This is a genomic window from Variovorax sp. VaC1 (assembly GCF_043658315.1).
Lineage (GTDB): Bacteria > Pseudomonadota > Gammaproteobacteria > Burkholderiales > Burkholderiaceae_C > Variovorax.
Map to the genome: position 1 here is coordinate 429,776 of NZ_JBIGLT010000005.1, position 18,690 is coordinate 448,465.

18 protein-coding genes are annotated in these 18,690 nt (G+C 66.5%); 8 read left to right on the forward strand and 10 right to left on the reverse strand.

The genetic code is table 11. The annotated features are described in order from the left end of the window. Positions 1-17 precede the first annotated feature (17 nt). The 3 genes from ACGLHS_RS22005 to ACGLHS_RS22015 all read left to right on the forward strand — a co-directional run bounded on the left by ACGLHS_RS22005 (position 18) and on the right by ACGLHS_RS22015 (position 4,040). Complete coding sequence (locus tag ACGLHS_RS22005; protein WP_394483201.1) at positions 18-2,420, forward strand: penicillin-binding protein 1A; 2,403 nt, start codon at positions 18-20, stop codon at positions 2,418-2,420. 90 nt (positions 2,421-2,510) lie between these two features. After that, a complete protein-coding gene (locus ACGLHS_RS22010) occupies positions 2,511-3,116 on the forward strand; it encodes a hypothetical protein (RefSeq protein ID WP_394483203.1) in 606 nt (201 codons plus the stop codon). A gap of 117 nt (positions 3,117-3,233) precedes the next feature. Next, positions 3,234-4,040, forward strand: a complete 807-nt coding sequence (locus ACGLHS_RS22015; RefSeq protein WP_394483205.1) for an acyl-CoA desaturase — start codon at positions 3,234-3,236, stop codon at positions 4,038-4,040. Here ACGLHS_RS22015 and creC read toward each other — a convergent pair. Beyond that, entirely contained in the window at positions 4,034-5,473 is a 1,440-nt protein-coding gene (gene creC / locus ACGLHS_RS22020; protein WP_093242227.1) for a two-component system sensor histidine kinase CreC, read from the reverse strand. The genes ACGLHS_RS22015 and creC overlap by 7 nt on opposite strands. Continuing rightward, positions 5,470-6,264: a two-component system response regulator CreB gene (gene creB, locus ACGLHS_RS22025; RefSeq protein WP_394483207.1), complete on the reverse strand. Its 795-nt coding sequence runs from the start codon at positions 6,262-6,264 to the stop codon at positions 5,470-5,472. The genes creC and creB overlap by 4 nt, the downstream gene beginning before the upstream one ends. A 568-nt stretch (positions 6,265-6,832) precedes the next feature. Between creB and ACGLHS_RS22030 the strand changes: the two genes are divergently transcribed. After that, positions 6,833-7,780, forward strand: a complete 948-nt coding sequence (locus tag ACGLHS_RS22030; RefSeq protein ID WP_093242221.1) for a YcjF family protein — start codon at positions 6,833-6,835, stop codon at positions 7,778-7,780. A gap of 1 nt (position 7,781) precedes the next feature. Here the strand turns inward: ACGLHS_RS22030 and cueR are convergent, their stop codons facing one another. Together cueR and ACGLHS_RS22040 are read right to left on the reverse strand one after the other, a co-directional pair. Further along, positions 7,782-8,195, reverse strand: coding sequence for a Cu(I)-responsive transcriptional regulator (cueR, locus tag ACGLHS_RS22035; RefSeq protein WP_093242219.1), 414 nt, complete (start codon positions 8,193-8,195; stop codon positions 7,782-7,784). Then, positions 8,192-8,386, reverse strand: coding sequence for a heavy-metal-associated domain-containing protein (locus tag ACGLHS_RS22040; RefSeq protein ID WP_093242216.1), 195 nt, complete (start codon positions 8,384-8,386; stop codon positions 8,192-8,194). The genes cueR and ACGLHS_RS22040 overlap by 4 nt, the downstream gene beginning before the upstream one ends. A 241-nt stretch (positions 8,387-8,627) precedes the next feature. On the opposite strand from ACGLHS_RS22040, the gene ACGLHS_RS22045 reads away from it, so the two are divergent. Continuing rightward, complete coding sequence (locus ACGLHS_RS22045) at positions 8,628-9,428, forward strand: helix-turn-helix domain-containing protein (protein ID WP_394483210.1); 801 nt, start codon at positions 8,628-8,630, stop codon at positions 9,426-9,428. A 12-nt stretch (positions 9,429-9,440) separates the two neighbouring features. Here ACGLHS_RS22045 and ACGLHS_RS22050 read toward each other — a convergent pair whose 3' ends face one another. Next, the gene (locus ACGLHS_RS22050) at positions 9,441-9,818 is read right to left on the reverse strand and encodes a nuclear transport factor 2 family protein (RefSeq protein ID WP_394483212.1); all 378 of its coding nucleotides are present in this window, start codon (positions 9,816-9,818) and stop codon (positions 9,441-9,443) included. A gap of 157 nt (positions 9,819-9,975) precedes the next feature. Here ACGLHS_RS22050 and ACGLHS_RS22055 point away from each other — a divergent pair, with 157 nt between their 5' ends. Then, the gene (locus ACGLHS_RS22055) at positions 9,976-12,222 is read left to right on the forward strand and encodes a heavy metal translocating P-type ATPase (protein ID WP_394483214.1); all 2,247 of its coding nucleotides are present in this window, start codon (positions 9,976-9,978) and stop codon (positions 12,220-12,222) included. Between the two features lie 7 nt (positions 12,223-12,229). Here ACGLHS_RS22055 and ACGLHS_RS22060 read toward each other — a convergent pair whose 3' ends face one another. The 5 genes from ACGLHS_RS22060 to ACGLHS_RS22080 all read right to left on the reverse strand — a co-directional run bounded on the left by ACGLHS_RS22060 (position 12,230) and on the right by ACGLHS_RS22080 (position 16,440). Then, positions 12,230-12,712, reverse strand: a complete 483-nt coding sequence (locus ACGLHS_RS22060; protein WP_394483216.1) for a GNAT family N-acetyltransferase — start codon at positions 12,710-12,712, stop codon at positions 12,230-12,232. Between the two features lie 86 nt (positions 12,713-12,798). Beyond that, positions 12,799-13,926: a sterol desaturase family protein gene (locus ACGLHS_RS22065; RefSeq protein ID WP_394483217.1), complete on the reverse strand. Its 1,128-nt coding sequence runs from the start codon at positions 13,924-13,926 to the stop codon at positions 12,799-12,801. 35 nt (positions 13,927-13,961) lie between these two features. Beyond that, positions 13,962-15,245: a beta-ketoacyl-[acyl-carrier-protein] synthase family protein gene (locus ACGLHS_RS22070; RefSeq protein ID WP_394483219.1), complete on the reverse strand. Its 1,284-nt coding sequence runs from the start codon at positions 15,243-15,245 to the stop codon at positions 13,962-13,964. After that, positions 15,242-15,544, reverse strand: a complete 303-nt coding sequence (locus ACGLHS_RS22075; protein ID WP_093242199.1) for a phosphopantetheine-binding protein — start codon at positions 15,542-15,544, stop codon at positions 15,242-15,244. Before ACGLHS_RS22075 ends, ACGLHS_RS22070 begins: the two co-directional genes overlap by 4 nt. A gap of 35 nt (positions 15,545-15,579) precedes the next feature. After that, positions 15,580-16,440 (reverse strand): carboxylesterase, encoded by an 861-nt coding sequence (locus ACGLHS_RS22080; RefSeq protein WP_093242196.1) that lies wholly within the window; start codon positions 16,438-16,440, stop codon positions 15,580-15,582. Positions 16,441-16,576: 136 nt separating this feature from the next. Between ACGLHS_RS22080 and ACGLHS_RS22085 the strand changes: the two genes are divergently transcribed. Beyond that, complete coding sequence (locus ACGLHS_RS22085; RefSeq protein WP_093242194.1) at positions 16,577-17,266, forward strand: response regulator transcription factor; 690 nt, start codon at positions 16,577-16,579, stop codon at positions 17,264-17,266. 7 nt (positions 17,267-17,273) lie between these two features. Further along, positions 17,274-18,677 carry a sensor histidine kinase gene (locus ACGLHS_RS22090; RefSeq protein ID WP_394483222.1) on the forward strand — a complete coding sequence of 468 codons (1,404 nt, stop codon included), beginning with the start codon at positions 17,274-17,276 and terminating at the stop codon, positions 18,675-18,677. The last annotated feature ends 13 nt before the right edge of the window (positions 18,678-18,690 follow it).

Genomic DNA, 18,690 nt, shown 5'->3' on the forward strand with positions numbered 1-18,690 from the left:
CCAGTTCTTCTTTCTCTATGTTCAAACGTTCAAGCTCCTCCACCCCCGACGACGGCAATGCGCCGGACGAACGCAACCGCCGCTGGAAGCGCATCGCCGGATGGGGCGCCATCGCGGTGGGCTCCGGTGCGCTGGTGGTGATCGTGGCGGCCATCGTCGCCGTCGTTGCCATCTATCCGAAGCTGCCCGACGTCTCGGAGCTTTCCGACTACCGGCCCAAGCTGCCGCTGCGCGTGTACTCGGCCGAAGGCCAGCTGATCGGCGAGTTCGGCGAAGAGCGCCGCAACCTCACGCCCTTCGCCAACATTCCGAAGGTCATGAAAGACGCCGTGCTGGCCGTGGAAGACGCGCGCTTCTACGACCACGGCGGCGTCGACTACAAAGGCTTTTTGCGCGCGGCTGTGGCCAGCCTGAAGGGCGGCCGCAAGCAGGGCGCATCGACCATCACGATGCAGGTGGCGCGCAACGTCTACCTGAGTTCCGAGCGGACCATGAGCCGCAAGACCTACGAGATCCTGCTGGCCCTGCGGCTCGAACAGCAGCTCACCAAGGACCAGATCCTCGAGATCTACCTGAACCAGATCTACCTGGGCAACCGCGCCTACGGTTTTGCCGCTGCCGCTGAAACCTACTTCGGCAAGCCGCTGCAGAACGTCACCATCGCCGAAGCCGCGATGCTGGCGGGCCTGCCGAAGGCACCCGGTGCCAACAACCCGGTGGCCAACCCGCGCCGCGCGCGGGCGCGCCAGCTCTACGTGATCGACCGCATGCAGGAGACCGGCTTCATCACCGCCGAGCAGGCCGCCGCTGCCAAGAAAGAAGAGCTGCACCTGCGCGATGCCGCCGACCCGAACCGCCTGCACGCCGAGTACGTGGCCGAAACCGTGCGCCAGATGATGTACGCGCAGTACGGCGACAGCATCTACACCAGCGGCCTGAAGGTCTACACCTCGCTGGTCGCGGCCGACCAGGCGGCGGCGTACAAGTCGCTGCGCAAGGGCATCATGGATTACGAGCGCCGGCAGGTCTATCGCGGACCCGAGCGCTTCGTCGACCTGCCGACCGAGCAGAAGGAAATCGATGAAGCCGTCGACGACGCACTGGCCGAGCACCCCGACAACGGCGACGTGATCGCGGCCGTCGTGCTCGATGCCAACGCCCGGGAAATCAGCGCCGTGCGCGCCAACGGCGAAACCATCCAGATCACCGGCGAAGGCCTCAAGCCCGCGCAGTCGGGCCTGTCCGACAAGGCGCCGCCCAACATCAAGATCCGCCGCGGCGCGGTGATCCGCGTGGCGAAGACGCCGAAGAACACCTGGGAGATCACGCAGCTGCCCGAGGTCGAAGGCGCCTTCATCGGCATGGACCCGCGCACTGGTGCCATCAAGGCACTGGTCGGCGGTTTCGACTTCGGCAAGAACAAGTTCAACCACGTCACGCAGGCGTGGCGCCAGCCGGGTTCGAGCTTCAAGCCTTTCATCTATTCGGCCGCGCTCGAAAAGGGCTTCACGCCCGCGACCATCGTCAACGACGCGCCGCTGTACTTCGATGCCAGCGCCAACGGTGGCCAGCCGTGGGAGCCCAAGAACTTCGAAGGCACCTACGACGGCCCGATGCCGCTGCGCACCGCGCTGATGAAGTCGAAGAACCTCGTGACCTTGCGCGTGCTGCAGTCGATCGGCGCGCCTTACGCGCAAGACTGGGTCACCAAGTTCGGCTTCGACAAGGACAAGCAGCCCGCCAACCTGCCGATGGGCCTGGGCGCCGGCTCGGTCACGCCGATGCAGATGGCAGTGGGCTATTCGGTGTTCGCCAATGGCGGCTACCGCGTCACGCCTTACCTGGTCACGCGCGTCACCGACCTGCGCGACAAGGTGCTGATGGAAACCGAACCGCCGGTGCTCGACGAAACGCGCCGCGCCATTCCGCAGCGCAACGCCTTCATCATGGATTCGCTGCTGCAGAGCGTGGTGCGAAACGGCACCGGCTTCAAGGCCTACCAGGCCCTCAAGCGCGACGACCTCTACGGCAAGACCGGCACCACCAACGATTCCTTCGACACCTGGTTCGCCGGCTTCCAGCCGACCATGGTCGGCATCGCATGGGTCGGCTACGACACGCCGCGCCAGCTCGGCGTGCGCGGCGAAACCGGCGGCAGCCTGAGCCTGCCGATCTGGACCGGTTACATGCAGACCGCACTGCAGGGCGTGCCCGTGACGCAGCCGGCCGAACCGCCGGGCGTGGTCAATGTCGACGGCGAGTGGTACTTCGACGACTTCACACCGGGCCACAACGTGGCGAGCCTGGGCCTCGAGAACGCCGAGGCGACGCCGCCGCCGGTGGAAGAACTCACAGGTGCGCCGGTCGGTGCGCCGCCACCGCCTGAAGAGCGCAACAAGATCCTCGACTTCTTCAGGTAACCACACTACACACAGCGCGAAAGCCCAAGCGGGTCGCGGTGCCTACACTCGGTACTGCTTCCCGCTTTTTTCTTTTCTCCCCACGCATACATGGAAATTCTTACCCTGGTGGCGTTGATCGCCGCCGGCGCCTACATCCTCAAGTCCAGAGACCAGCGCCAGCGCATCGCGCTGCTGGGCAGCCACCTCGGCCGCTACCAGATCGAGAAGCTGATGGAGAGCCTGACGTCGGGCTACCTGCGCTGCCTCGGCGAAGACGACCCCGAGCGTCGCCAGCAGATCTGGAGCCTGCTCGATTCCACCGAAGAAAAACTCTCGGCCCAGTTCGACAGCTTCGCCGCCGAGTTCGCGCGCACACCGGAAGCCGATACGCGCGTGAGCAAACTGCCCGTCGCGATTCCCTTCGCGACCAAACTCTTTCCGGCCGCGACCTTCGACCTGCGGCAAGCCCTGATGGTCCATGCGCGCGGCATCGCCGGCGTGATGAAGAACGAAGCGAACCGCTCGGCCAAGTCCAAGGCCTTCACCATGTCGGCCGAACTGTTCCTCATGCAGCACACCTGCCATTGGTACTGCAAGTCGAAGACCGTGGCATCGGCGCGCATGCTCACGCGACACCAGACCTCGTACGAACAACTGATCGATGCGGTGAGCCCCGAGACGCGCGAGGCTTATCTCGGCCTGATCGGTTCCTGAGGGTTTCCGGTGCAGCTCACGGGTCTCGATCACCATCGCGTCCGTGCCGAGCAAGCAGACTTCGTGCTGGAAGGCGATGTTCGCTATGCACCCGGAAAGTCACTCTGGTTTTGCGCTATGGCCGTTGGTGCAACGGTCGGTGGCGTCTTCTTCTTTCAATGGAATGCGCTCGCGCTTTTTGTTGTCAGCACGGGCTTCGTGCTGCTGTTCGGTCACTCGCTGGGCAGCCATCGCCAGCTGATTCACGACAGCTTCCAGTGCCCGCAGTGGCTGCGGTATGTGCTGGTCTATTGCGGGGTTCTCGTAGGGCTGGCCGGTCCGCTGGGCATCCTGCGCCAGCATGAATTGCGGGACTACGCGCAACGCCTGCCCATCTGCCACGATTACCTTCGCCATGGCCGCGGCTTCTGGGGCGACGCATGGTGGCAACTCCATTGCGAGCTGCATCTTCTGCGGCCTCCGCGCATCGAACTGGAGCCACGCATCGCCAACGACCGAGTCCTGCAATGGCTCGAGAAAACCTGGATGCTGCAACAGTTGCCGGTGGCCGTGCTGTTCTACCTCTGGGGTGGCTGGGCTTTCGTCGTCTGGGGTGTTTGCGCCCGGGTCACGGCCGGCGTTCTGGGCCATTGGCTGATCGGCTGGTTTGCGCACAACCACGGCGCCATGAACTACGAGGTACGCGGCGCCGCGGTGCAAGGTCGGAACATCCCGTGGACCTCGTTGCTGACGATGGGCGAATCGTGGCACAACAACCATCACGCGTTTCCGGGCTCGGCCCGACTGGGACTCGCGCCGGGCGAATGGGACCCGGGTTGGTGGATGCTCAAGCTGATGGAACGCTGCGGCCTGGTGTGGGACCTGCGCTTGCCGGCTTCGCTGCCGCCGCGCCCCGAACTGCAGGCACTGAAACCCGTTCAGTGATGCGACAGCAGCGGCAACGTGAGCGTCGCGACCGCACCGCCTCGCGATGCATTACCGAGTTCGATGCGGCCTCGGTGCAATGCCGCGATCTCCTTCACGAACGCCAGCCCGAGCCCCGTGCTCTTCTTCTGGCTGTGCGGCCGCGCGAGCGAATAGAACTTCTGGAAGACCTTTTCCTGCGCGTAGTCCGGAATGCCCGGGCCGTGGTCGCGAACGCTCACGCGTGCAAGCTTCGAGGTGGTCTCCAGCGTGAGCAGCACTTCGCTGTCGCGCGGCGAAAAATCGATGGCGTTGTCGAGCAGGTTGCTGATGGCTCGGCGCAGCAGGAAGGGGTCGCCTTCGGTGCTCGCCTCGTCGCGGATGTTCACCAGCAGGCGGATGTTTCGCTTGGCTGCCGCAGGCTGCGCGCTGAGCGCGATGTCGTCGATCAACGAGGCCAGCGGCACCGGCTCCGTGCGATCGAGCGCGCGCCGCGTTTCGAGCGCGGTGAGCTCCATCATGCGGTCGACGATTTCCTGGATGCGTTGCGTCTCGCGTTCGATGTTCTTCAGGAAACGTTCGCGCTCCACATGCGGCATCGAAGGCTCTTGCAGCAGTTCGGCCGCGCCGCGAATGGCCGAGAGCGGGCTTTTGACTTCGTGCGTGAAGGTCTGCACATAGTCGGCCACGTAGTTGCGCCCGGTGAGCGCATCGCGCATTTCGCCGAAGCCGTTGCGCACCGAATCGACCGCGCGCCGCGCCATGCGCGACAGGCTCAGGGTGCGCTGCGCGCGCACCCAGGCCCAGTAGTCTGAAATCAGGCCGAAGGGCCGCACCAGCCACACCGACACGATCAGCGCGAGCAGCAAGAGTGCAAGGCCGGAGCCCACGCCGACCCACAACGTGCGGGCACGCGCGTCTTCGACGAACTGGCCGAAGCTCTGCACCGGCTTGCCGACGCTGACCATGCCGACGATCTCGTTGTTCCAGCGGATCGGCGCACCGACGTACATGACCGAGGTGCGCGGATCGCCGTCGACGTCGCGCGAGGTGCGCGCGCCATACAGGCCGGCGAGCGTGCGGCTCACGTCCATCCATTGCGAATAGTCGGCGCCCAGGTGCCTGCCGAGCGAATCGAACATCACGCGGCCGTTGCGGTCGGTGACGTACACGCGCAGCTCGACGCGGTTCTTGTGCAGGTTGTAGATCTGGGCCGAGAACTCGCGCGCGTAGACGGTGCGGAACAGCGGCTCCAGCCGCGCGGTGTTGATGGCGCCGGCAATCACGTCCTGCTCGACCAGGCTGGCCACGAGCTGCGAGGTTTCGACCAGCGATTCTTCGGCCGACTCGCGGTAGCGCGGGTCGATGTCCGACACCACGCGGTACAGCAGGAAGGCGATGCCCGCCGTGTAGATCAGCAGGATGCCGATGAAGATCCGCGTGCGTCTCGTCACGAAGACTTGGTGGGCAGTTCTTCGTTCAGCGCGTAGCCGGTGCCGCGCAGCGTGCGGATCGGTTCCACATCGGGCGCGACGGCCTTGAGCTTGGCGCGCAGGGTCTTGATGTGCGCGTCGACCGTGCGGTCGAAGCTGTCGCTGGCGTCGTCCCAGACCATTTCAAGCAGTTCGTCGCGCGTGAAGACGCGGCCGGGGCGCTGCACCAGCAGGCGGAGCAGGCCGTACTCGTAGCGCGAGAGTTCGAGCAGGCGCCCGTAATACCGGATCTGCATCCGCTCGTTGTCGAGCGAAAAGGGCATTGCAGGTGCCTGAGGCGTCGCTGAAGGCGCCTGGGGCGCGATTTGATGGGGCACCCCATGGTTTGGCCCTGCTGCCGTTGGCGAGCCTCCTGGCGCGTTTCTGGCGCTGCGCCGGAGGATGGTCCTCACGCGAGCGACCAGTTCGCGCGGCGAAAAAGGCTTGGCGATGTAGTCGTCGGCACCCAGTTCGAGGCCCACCACGCGGTCTATTTCGTCGCTGCGGGCCGTCAGGAAGACCATGGGTACCTCCGGGCCGCCCATCGACTGGTTCAGCGCCTGGAGGCGTTTGAAGAGCTCGAAACCGTTCAGGTCGGGCAGTCCGATGTCCAGGATCGCCAGCGCGGGCGCTTCCTGGGCGAACTGCGCGATCGCTTCCTCGGCCGTGGCGCACCAGACCGGGGTGAATCCGTCGCTTTTCAGGACGTACTGCAGCGTGTCGGCGATGCCCGACTCGTCTTCGGCAATCAGGATCCGGGGTTTGAAGCTCATCCATGGATGTTAGCGAGGGGAAGCGGCGCGCAAGGGCCGGTTTTTCGCTAGAGGCGACGGAGACCGGCGCGGCCGTTCGCGGCCTTTTTTTTTGGCGCGGCGCTTTCCCCGTTCCCTATTTCTTATTCTTCTTATTCAAATTAGTAGTAGTAGATAAGGGAAGCACTCTTCTGTGGACAGGGCACTTTTTTCGTTATGCGACAAGGAGTTGTCATGCCTGTGTCACTGTGCGCAGCCGCGCTTCCAGGATGTACCCGGCCGATGAACAACATTGGGTAACCCGCCGGCGCTGTGGATAACCGATGGCTTGTGCAAAAACTGTCCCCAGAGTTGTCCTTTGACACCCCTTTGGAAATCTGCGAAAGACGGTTTTCGGGCAAAGAAATTCAGTGCCCAAATATTGAGCAGAATGTAGATTTCCTTTGCAAATCAACAACTTGCATTACCCCTACACAGCAGTGCCGGGGTTATCCACAGAGTTGCTCAAGATTTGTGGGGAGAACGTCCGAAGGAACCTTCGGGCGGTCGGGCAACCGAACTTCGTCCTTCATATGACGAAATCTCGAACATGACACCTTCGGAAACAACGGCGATCGTGACCCTGAGCCTGCTGGCCGCATTCGTCGACGGCGAAAAGCACGAACGCGAACGCGCCGAGATCAAGCGGATCGCGGAAGGCCTGTCGCAAGCCGACGGGCTGAACTTGCCGACGCTCTACCAGGACGTGCTGATGAAGCGCGTCTCGCTGGCCTCGGTGGCCGGAGCGCTGAAGAGCACGGAGGCAAGGCAGCTCGCCTACGAGATGGCGGTGTGCGTGTGCGATGCCGACGGCACGCAGTCAGAGGCGGAGCGCCTGTTCCTGATGGATGTGCGCACCTCGCTCGGGCTCGATGCGTCGGCGGCCGGGTTTTCGCAGCAGGCGGAAGACATTGCGGCGGTGCCGGTGGGGGCGGCGGTGGCATCGACAGCCGTGGCGGCCAATGCACCGGCCAACGTGCCGGACAGCGCCGAGCTGGACAAGTCGATCCTCAACGCCGCCATCCTCAATGGCGCGCTCGAGCTGCTGCCCGAGACGCTGTCGACCATGGCGATCATTCCGCTGCAGATGAAGCTGGTCTACCGCATCGGCCAGGCCCATGGCTACCAACTGGACAGTGGCCACATCAAGGATTTCCTGGCAACGGTCGGCGTGGGCCTGACCTCGCAGTACCTGGAGCAGGCCGGGCGCAAGCTGCTCGGCGGCCTGCTGGGCAAGGTCGGCGGTGGCCTGTTGCGCGGGCTGGGCAACCAGGCCGTGAGTTCGGGCATGAGCTTCGCTTCTACCTACGCGCTGGGCCACGTCGCCAAGCGCTACTACGCCGGCGGCCGCACGCTTTCGACGCAGATGCTCAAGGACGCGTTCTCGGGTGTGGTGAAGGAAGGGCAGAGCCTGCAGACGCAGTACCTGCCGGCCATTCAGGAAAAGGCCCGCACGCTGGATGCGGGCAAGGTGCTTTCGCTGGTGCGCGGCGCCTGATCTAAACCTTGCCCAGGTCGTCGAGGATCGGGCAGTCGGGCCTCGCGTCCCCGTGGCAGCAATGAACCAGGTGGGACAGCGTGTTGCGCATGGACTGCATGTCCGCGATGCGCTGTTCCAGTTCACCCAGGTGCTTTTCGGCGATGCGCTTGACGCTCGAACTTGCTCGGCGGCGGTTGTGCCACAGCCCGACCAGCTCCGCGATTTCTTCCATCGAGAAACCCAGATCGCGCGAGCGCTTGATGAAGCGCAGCGTATGGATGTCGGCGTCGTTGTACTGGCGGTAGCCGCTCTCGGTGCGCGCCACCGCCGGCAACAGCCCCAGCCCTTCGTAGTGCCGGACCATGCGGGCCGAGACGCCCGACAGCCGCGCGGCCTCGCCGATGGCGACCTGCCGGCCGATGGTGCCCGTCATTGGACGGTGTAGCCCGCGTTCTCGATCGCCGCCACGATGTCCTTGCGCGGCTGTTCGCTCAGCACGTCGACATGGCCGGTCGGAAGATCGACCGTGACCTGTGCTTCGGGGTCGACCGTCTGCACGGCGTTCTGCACCGCGGTCACGCAGTGGTTGCAGCTCATGCCCATGACCTGGAATTTCTGGCTCATCGTCGTGGCTCCTTCTTGAATTCAGTGAAGTGAATGGTTGATTGATTGAGTGAGTAGGGCGGAAACGCGAGCCGCCAGTTTGAACTCTCTCACGATGTCAATGTCCAGCGAAGGGGCACTTTCAGCGGGCGGCATCGCGTGGTTCGTCGGCAACAACCCGCGACGTTATCGCTTTCACCGCCGATGTTGCGCACAATCGCGAACCCATGAGCACCCACCGCCCGGCCGTGCAGAGGCCCGCTTGAAACTCGCGCAACTCCTGCGCCACCTGCGCACCGACCGGAGCATCGCCCAGCTCGAACTGGCGCTGCGGCTCGGTGTGTCGCAACGGCATGTGAGCTACATCGAGGCCGGCCGCGCCCGCCCGAGCCGCGAACTGCTGCTGGCCTGGATGGCCGAGCTGGAAGTGCCGACCTCGGTGCGCAACGCCGCGTTGCTGCATGCGGGCTTTGCGCTGCCGCAGGAAAAGATGCCGCTCGACAGCCCTGTGCTGGCACCCGCGCTGCAGGCGCTGCGGCACACGCTGGTTGCGCACGAACCGAACCCCGCATTGGTCTTCGATGCCGACTGGCGCACCGTCGACCAGAACCGTGGCGCGACCTGGCTGTGGTCGCTGGTCATGCCCGAACTGGCTGCGAGCGCTGGCGGGCAGGTGCGCGGCATGGACATGATCGCCGCGCTTGGCCATCCGCAGGGCTTGTTGTCGCGCATGCGCGAGCCGTGGGCCGTTGGCTCGGCGCTGCTGGCGCAACTGCATGCCGAGGCCAGCGCGACGCCCGCGATGCAGGCACGAATCCAGCGCTTTTCCGAAGCACTGAATCAGAGGCACCGGCCGGCCGGCCGTGCCGAGCCGCCGGACCATGCTGCGCCATACCTGAGCCTCAGCTTCGACACCGTGCTGGGCACGCTCTCGTACTTCTATGTGCAGAGCGTGTTTGCCTTGCCCCAGGACGTGACGCTGGCTTCGCTGCGGATGGAGCTGTGGTTTCCGCTCGATGGCCACACCGCCGAGGTGACGCGGCACCATGTCGCTGCGGGCTGAGCGCCGGCAGCTTTACTGCTGCCGCACGGGAGTCTGCTGCGCGGGGTCGTAGAAGAAGGTCTCCGCCGCGATGCGATCGCCTTCCCAGTGCTGGCAGGCCAGTTCTTCCATCCGTGTGACGGAGCCGTCGAGCCACTCGAAGCGAAAGACCCAGCGGATCACCACGTCGTCGCCACTCACGAACACGGGCGGCAGGCATTGCGAAGTGACCGACCTGGCGCGCGCCAGCACCTTGCGCTCGTGGGCGACCAGCGTATCGCGGCCGATGCGCGGCGCGGACTGGTTCTCCTGCATGGAGGCTTCGGGTGTGTAGAACTCCTCGATGGCTTCCACATGCGCGTTCTGTTCGACGCGTGCGATGAATCGGGCCAGGGTGTCGGGTGTGGGCATGGTGTGCTTTCGGCAAAAAAGAGGCTTGCGGCCTGGTGGTGTGGATGTGTGCCGGCAAGTCTGGCGGGCGCCCTGGGCGCTGTCGATTACCTGTCTGGTCGCAGTGCCGCAAAAATCCGCTTGACCTTGCCATGGTGTGAGGCTTTAGCCTTGGCGCATGGAAAATTTGCAGCAACACTCCTCGGCGGCCACCGCCACGCTGGACCTCTCGGTCGGCGGCATGACCTGCGCCTCGTGCGTGATGCGCGTGGAACGTGCCTTGAAGAACGTGCCCGGCGTGCAGGACGTCAGCGTCAATCTCGCGACCGAATCCGCCCGCGTGGTGACGACGGACAGCGGCGACATGGACGTGCGCTTGCGCCGTGCCGTGCGTGCCGCGGGCTACGAGCCGCGCGCGGCAAGCAGTGCGGCCGACGATGCCGCGGCGCTGTCGCCATGGCATGGTTTCGGTCCGGTGGCCGTGGGCCTTGCGCTGTCGATTCCGCTCATGGCGCCGATGCTGGGTGACCTGTTCGGGCAAGACTGGATGCTTCCCCCCTGGGTGCAACTGCTGCTGGCCACGCCGGTGCAGTTCTGGCTGGGCGCGCGTTTTTACCGCGCCGGCTGGCACGCAGCCAAGGCCCGCACCGGCAACATGGACCTGCTGGTGGCGCTCGGTACCAGCGCGGCTTTCGGGTTATCGCTCTGGCTCTGGTGGCGCGCGGCCACCGGCGAGCATGCGGGCCATGGCGTTGTGCCGCATCTGTATTTCGAGGCCTCGGCGGTGGTGATCACGCTGGTGCTGCTAGGCAAGTGGCTGGAAGCGCGCGCCAAGCGCCAGGCCACGTCGGCGATCCGCGCGCTGCAGAAGCTGCGGCCTGAAGTGGCCCATCTGATCGGCGTGCGTGGAAAAGAAAGCGATGTGCCGCTCGCCGAGGTGATGGTCGGCGACCGCCTCGCGGTGCGGCCCGGCGAGCGTGTGCCGGCCGATGCGCGCGTGATCGAAGGTCAGTCCGAGGTCGATGAATCCATGCTCACGGGCGAGCCGCTGCCGGTGGCCAAGGGGCCTGGCGATGCATTGACGGGCGGTGCGGTCAACGGCGACGGCCGCATGGTGATCGAGGTGAGCGCGGTCGGTTCCGAAAGCGTGCTCGCACGGATCATCCGGCTGGTCGAGGATGCACAGGCCGCCAAGGCGCCGATCCAGCGCCTGGTCGACAAGGTCGCGGCCGTGTTCGTGCCGGTGGTGCTGGTGATTGCACTGGTCACGCTGGTGGGTTGGCTGATCGCGGGCGCGGGCATCGAGACCGCGTTGATCCATGCGGTGGCGGTGCTCGTCATCGCCTGTCCTTGTGCGCTGGGCCTGGCTACGCCGGTGGCAGTGATGGCGGGAACCGGCGTGGCGGCGAAGCACGGCATCCTCATCAAGGACGCCCGCGCGCTGGAGATCGCGCACCGCGTCGACACCGTGGCATTCGACAAGACGGGCACTTTGACGCTGGGCCGCCCGGTGCTCACCGCGCTCGTGCCGGCGGCGGGCAGCGATGCGACCGAAGACCAGTTGCTGGCCATCGCTGCGAGCCTGCAGGGCGGCAGCGAGCATCCGCTGGCCAAGGCCGTGCTGAATGCCGCGGTCGAACGCGGCGTGCAGGCGCCGCCGCTGGGTGCGATGCAATCGATGCCGGGGCGCGGCGTGCGCGGCGAAGTCAACGGCGCCACCTGGGCCATCGCCAGCCTGCGCTGGTGCCGCGAACTCGATGCGATGCCTGAGGCCGCCGATGTCGATGGCCTGCAGGCGCAAGGCGCCACGGTCTCCGCGCTGCTGCGTTTCGATGCCGCGGGCACTGCGTATGTGCAGGCGCTGCTCGCCTTTGCCGACGAGCCGAAGCCGCAGGCCGCCGAAGCGATCCGCACGCTGCGTGCACGCGGCCTGCGCGTGGTGATGATCTCGGGCGACAACCTGCGCGCGGCGCAGGCCATGGCGGCGCGGCTGGGCATCGCGGCCGAAGACGTGCGTGCCGACGTGCTGCCGGCCGACAAGGCCGCGCAGGTTGCCGCGTTGCGCAAGAACGGACACGTGGTGGCCATGGTCGGCGACGGTGCCAACGATGCGCCCGCACTCGCGGCGGCCGACGTGGGCATCGCCATGGCGCCTTCGGGCGGCGGTACCGACGTCGCGATGGAAGCGGCCGGCATCACGCTGATGCGTGGCGACCTCGCATTGGTGGCCCAGGCCTTCGAGCTGTCGGGGCGCACCGTGGCGAAGATCCGGCAGAACCTGTTCTGGGCCTTTGCCTACAACGTGGCCGGCATTCCGCTCGCGGCCTTCGGCTTGCTGAGCCCGGTGGTGGCCGGTGCGGCCATGGCGCTGTCGAGCGTGAGCGTGATGGCGAATGCGCTGCTGTTGCGGCGCTGGAAACCTTGAAGATTTGTCAGGCGACCAGCAGCGCCATCAGGTGGTCGTCGATGGCTTCGGCATCACCCGCCCGCTTGTAGAACTTGCGCAATGTGCCTTCGCGCTCGAAGCCGAGCTTTTCGTAGAAGCGCAACGCGGGCGCGTTGTCGCTTTCGACGATGAGTTCGATGCGCTTGACGCCCTCGGCGATCAGCGTGTCGATGGCTTCGGTCACCATGGCCAGCGCGATGCCTTGTCCGTGCAGCGCCGGGTCGACCGCGAGCGTGCCGAGCGAGGCCACATGCCGCACGCGGCCCGGGTAGCGGGTGGCGCGGTAGAAGCCGGCGATTCTTCCGTCGCGTTCGTAGATGTAGAAGCAGCGGCTGTCGAGCAGGTCCTGGTAGATCGCGCGAAAGTCGTCGAGCGGCATCGGGTCGTAGCCAAGGTAGGGCACGACCTTCTCGTGCATGTAGAGAGCAAAGACGGTGTCGATGTCTTCCGGGGTGGCCAGCCTGCGCATGATGAGAGGAGCTTCGGAACGATGAAGCGCCCGAGCATAGCGAGGCGCCGGAACGCCGCTGGAAAGTCTCAGGCCGCTCAGGCCATTCAGGCCAGCAGTACGGCCGAAACCGCAACCAAGGCCACCTGCGCGCACCAGGCCCATCGCAGCCGCAGGCGCGAATCGAGCACCGCACCGATCGCCCAGAAGCCGCCGATGGCCAGGGCCAGAAGGATCAGCCCGGTCTGAAAAGCCAGGTCGTCGGCGCGCCACAAGAAGGCCAGCGTCACGCCGACCCAGGCGACGAAGTGGGTGGCGGCCGATGCGACCTGGGCGCGTGTCAGCACCGGGTCGTGAATGTGCTTGGCTTCTTCGAGCGAGAACGGCGCTTCGGGAAAACGTGCCGCCACATCGGCAGGGCGCCAGCCCGGTGGCTTGAACCAGACGGCGAGCTTGTCCTGCCAGCGGCGCGTGTGCCAGCTGTCGCGCAGCAGCGGCGCGTAGGGTCCGAGGATCGCGCGCAGCGGGTCGAAGCTTGCCAGCGTCTTGCGGGTGCCGTAGATGCAGCGCTCGCCTTCTTCCGCGAAGGTACCGAACATGCGGTCCCATACCACCAGCATGCCTCCGTAGTTGCGGTCGACATAGCCGTCGTTCACCGCGTGGTGCACGCGGTGGTTGGAGGGCGAGGAGAACACGCGATCGAACCAGCCGAGCTTGCCGATGTGCTCGGTGTGGATCCAGAACTGGTAGACCAGCACGATCAGCCCCGCCAGGCCGAACTGCTCGGGTGGCACGCCCACCACCGCCATCGGCAGGTAGAAGGCCCAGCCGAGAAAGGCCACGGCGCTTTCCTGCCGCAGTGCGGTGGAGAAGTTGAATTGCTGGCTCTGGTGATGCACCGAGTGCGCGGCCCAGAACACGGCCGACTCATGGCCCGCGCGGTGCAGCCAGTAGTCGAAGAAGTCGAACAGCAGCACCGCGGCGATCCAGCCCATGGCGCTGTCCCAGAAGCTGGGGCGCGTCCAGATCGCGACGACGGGGTAGACCATCGCGTACAGGCCGATCTGGAAGAGCTGGGTGCAGACGGCGAGCGCCTGGCTCAGCAGGCCCTGGCTCAGGCTGCCGATGGTGTCGCTGAAACGGTAGGTGTTGCGCCGCTTGAGCCAGCCCCATGCGAACTCGCACGCCATGAGCAGCGCGAACACGGGCACGACGAAAACGACCAGCCGGTGCACCGCGTTCGATTTTTCAGGAAGTCTTCAGCGAATCTTCAGCGTTCGGCCGCGCGACCGGCCACGATGACCGCGTTCGTGCCGCCAAAAGCGAAGGAATTGGACAGCGCATAGCGGATGCCCTTGGCCTGGCGCGCCTCGCCCTGGACGAAGTCGAGATCGAAAGCCGCGTCGGGCGTCTGCAGGTTGGCGATGGGAGGCAGGGCCTCGCGCGCCAGCGCACGCAGCGCCGCAATCAGTTCGATGGCACCGCCGCCGCCGAGCACGTGGCCGTGGATGGCCTTGGTGGCGCTCACGGGTGCACCCTTGCCGAACACTTCGCGGATCGACGCGGCTTCGGCGGCATCGCCGGCCGACGTGGCCGTGCCGTGCGCGTTGATGTGGCCGATGTCGGAGGCCTCGATGCCGGCATCGCGCAGGGCGGCACGCATGGCGCGCACCTGGCCGCCCGCATCGGGGTTGGTGATGTGCGTGCCGTCGCAGTTGGTGGCGTAGCCTGCGAGCACGAAGGGCGAGGCGTCGGCACCGCGTGCCAGCGCATGCGCTTCCGATTCGAGCACCAGCGCGGCCGCGCCTTCGCCGATGGCAAAGCCCGCACGGTCGCCCGAGAAGGGGCGGCAGGCGGACGACGGCGCATCGGCCGGCGGCGACGCCATCACGCGCATGGCGTGCCAGCTGGCCATCACGCCGGGGGTGAGCATGGCGTCATGGCCGCCGACGATGGCCACGTCGATCCAGCCGCCGCGGATGGCGCGCATCGCTTCGCCGATGGCCACGGCCGAGGAGGCGCAGGCACAGGCGTAGGCAATGGCCGCGCCGCGCGCGCCGAAGTGCAATGCCAGCTCTGCCACCGCTGCGTTGGGCATCACGGTGAGCACGGTCGTCGGGCGCATGCGGCGTTGTTCGCCGTAGAGCGCGCTGGTGGTGTTGTCGAAGGTGCCGGCGCCGGCCAGGCCGCTGCCCCAGTAGATGCCGAGGCGGTCGCGGTCGATGGTGTCCAGGTCGAGCTTGGCTTCGGCGGCGGCGTCTTGCGCGGCGGCCAGGGCCATGGCGGTCCCGCGGTCCAGCGGCAGGCGCGAGGTGCTGCGCACGCCGTTCGATTCGAAATCGCAGGCGGCAACGGCCAGCTGCATCGGGTCCATGCCCTTGATCTCGAGCGTCTGCGCACGCACGGCGGAACGGCCGGCGAACAGGGCGTCGTCGAAGGCTTCGACGGTGCGGCCGATGGGTGTGATGAAACCGAGACCGCTCACACGCACCGGCGTGGATGCGGCGCGCGCTGCAGAAGCGGCGAGCACGGCGTGAGCGGCTCCGCTGCTCATGCGTGTGCTTCGACCGATTGCGTGGAAGGGGCCGCCGCGCCGCTGCTTTCCGTGTCGATCACTTCGCACAGGCGCTGCAGCGTGATGCCGGCTTCGCGCGGGTCGAGGCGGTCTTCGGGAATGCGCAGGTGGAATGCGTCTTCGACGGCGAAGACGAATTCCATCAGCGCGAGCGAGTCGAGACCGAGGTCGGACAGCGCCGTGGCAGGCGAGATGGCCGAGCGCTCGACCTTGAAGTCGGTCTCGAGGATGGTCGCGATGCTGTTGAAAGTGGGCGAAGAGGAATCGGAAGAAGACATGGGGATGTTTTCCTTTCAGGCGGGTTCGAGCCGGGTCAGGCGTACAGGGGATGCTCAGGCATCGTGCCATGAGCCACGGCATCGGCGAAAGACACTGTTTCGCGAACGACCTGTTGACGGTCATTGTCGATGGTGATCATGTGGTAGCTGTTGGCGACCACCACGGTGCGGAAAGCCTGGCAACGCAGGCCGCGCGCCAGGATGTCGAGGTTGGCCACGCTGGCCACCTCGTCCTGCTGGGCGTGCAGTGCGAGTACGTTGTCGCATTGCACGCTGTTCAGGTTGCGGCGCACGTGGCGGATCAGCCGGTCGTGCTCGCGCAGGTGACCCACGCCGATCACCGAGCTGCCCGCGCGCGAGACCTTGCGGTGGCGCAGCTCGCGCTCGATCCAGGCGCGCACGCGTTCGTTCTTCACGCCGTAGGGCGGGCGTTCGCGGTATTGCCAGAGGCGGCCGAGCGGCGTGTAGAAGGCCAGCGGCAGCAGGAACTGCGTGCGCGGAATGGCCCAGCCGTCGAAGCGCAGCGTGGTCGACATGAGCACCAGTGCATCGACGTCGCTGCCGCAGCGGATGGCCGCGCCGAGCGCGAGCGAGGAGCCGGCCGAAATGCCGATGAGCACCACGCGGTCGTGCTGCGCACGCAGCGCCTTGACCTGCGCCTGGATGTTGTCGAGCCAGCGTTCGTACGGTGCCGCGCGCTGCAGGGGCGCGCTGGCATCGAACGAGTAACCCTCGATCGACAGCGGATGCACCGGGTAGCCACGGCTGCGCAGTGCCGACTGCACGGTCAGCAACTCGTCAGGCGTGCTGCATAAACCATGCAACAGGACCACGGCGGTGCGTTGCACCTCGGAAGGCACCACGCTCAACAGATCGGAGGGTTCGCGCGCACTCATCGTGTCGCGCCGGCCACGAAATTGGCCCGTGTTTCATATTGCTGTCGTATGCTCATGTTGCGTTTATCGCTGGAGCGACTGACCGGCTGCTGACCCGTCATTCGTAAGGGCAGATTACCCCAACCAACCAAATACCATGCGAATTCTGCTTGTCGAAGATGACGCCGTACTGCGCGACGTGATGCTGCGCAGCCTTGCGGATGCAGGCCACCGGGTCGACGTGTCGACCAATGTCGAGGATGCCGATCACCTTTGGCGCGTGCAACCCTTCGACGCAGTGCTGCTCGACCTGAACCTGCCCGCCACCGCGAGCCCCACCAGCGGCCTGGCCAGCGGCCTCACCGCGCTGCGGCAGGCACGGGCACGCGGCGACCGCACGCCGGTGCTGGTGCTCACCGCGCGCGGCCGCACCGAAGAGCGCATTGCCGGCCTCGATGCCGGTGCCGACGACTACCTGGGCAAGCCCTTCGACCTGGCCGAGGTCGAAGCCCGCCTGCGCGCGCTGGTGCGCCGCGCCAAGGGCACCGAAGACATCGTGGTGCTGGGCCAGCTCAAGCTGGACCGCAAGGCGCGGCGCTTCTCCACCACGGGCGGCCCGCTCGACCTGCCGGCGCGCGAGTTCGAGGTGCTGTGGGAGCTGATGAGCCCGCCGGGCCGCACGGTCAGCAAGCGTGCACTGTCCGACAAGCTTTCCAGCTTCGACGAATCGCTCGGCGACAACGCGCTCGAGGCCTTCATCTCGCGCCTGCGCAAGAAGCTGCTCGGCACCGGCGCGAGCATCCGCACGCTGCGCGGCATCGGCTACCTGCTCGAAGCCGAGGTGTGATCCGCGCGTGACCGAGCCGACCGCCTCGATCGAGGAAACGCCCGCCAAGCCGCGCCCGGCGCCCTCGCTCACGCAGCGCGTGCTGCGCAACGTGCTGGTGCCGCTGGCGCTCACATGGATGGTCGGCGCGGTCATCGCGCTGGTCATCGCCAACTACTTTTCGGAACAGGCTTTCGATCGCGGCATGCTCGACGACGCCTACGCGTTGTCGGCCAACGTGCAGGCGGGCGAGCGCGGCATCGAGCTGCTGCTGACGCCGCGCGAAGTGGCCACCGTGCTCTTCGACCAGGTCGACAAGGTGTACTTCGCGGTGCAGCGGCTCGACGGCACGCTGATCTCGGGCCAGGCCGGGCTGCAGGCCCCGCTGCCGGTGGACGGTTCGCGCTATCGCTTCTCGGATGTGGAATACGAAGGCAGCGTGCTGCGCGCGGTGGTGCTCGAGCACGACGCCGAGCCCGACCTCAGCATGCCCTACCGCGTGGTGGTGGCACAGACCACGCTGAGCCGCACGGCGCTTGTGCGGCAGCTGCTCGGCTACGCGCTGGCACCGCAGATCCTGTTGCTGGTGCTGCTCGCCGTGTGGCTCTGGTACGGCATCCGCAGCGACCTGCGGCCGTTGGCCGAGTTGCAGCGCGCGCTTGACCGGCGCGACGTGCGCGACCTGTCGCCGGTGGCGGTGGCGCAGACCTCGCGGGAGCTGCAGCGCCTGGGCAATGCGGTCAACTCGCTGTTCGACCGCCTGGGGCAGAGCCTGCAGGCGCAGCGCGAGTTCGTGGGCAACGTGGCGCACGAACTGCGCACGCCGCTCGCCGGCATTCGCGCGCTGGCCGAGTACGGGCTCGCGCAGCACGATGCCAAGGTCTGGCGCGAGCAGCTGGAGCGCGTGTCCGAACGGCAATCGCGCGCGAGCCACCTCATTGACCAGTTGCTCGCGCTGGCGCTCGCCGAAGAGGCGCGCACGGGCCTGGACCGCGTGCCGGTGCGGCTCGACGTGCTGGCCGAGCAGACGGTGCTGCGCCACCTGATGCGGGCGGATGCACGCGGTGTCGACCTGGGCGCGCGCGGCCTCGACGATGCCGTGGTGGTGTATGCCAACGAGGCGCTGGTCGAAGGCATCCTCGACAACCTGATCGACAACGCACTGCGCTATGGCGGCCGCACCATCACGGTCGAGCTGGCGGGACAGACACTGAGCGTGATCGACGACGGCCCCGGCATTCCCATCGAGGCGCAGCGCGATCTGATGCAGCGATGGGCGCAAGGCCCCGCCGGTGAAAAGCTGGGGCAGGGCTCGGGCCTCGGGCTGTCGATCGTCTCGCGCTATGCCGAGCTGCTGGGTGCGGAGCTGCGGCTCGATGCGGCCGAGCCCACCGGCCTGCGCGTGAGCGTGGCCTTCGGCGAAGTGCCCTGAAGGCCTGCGGTGC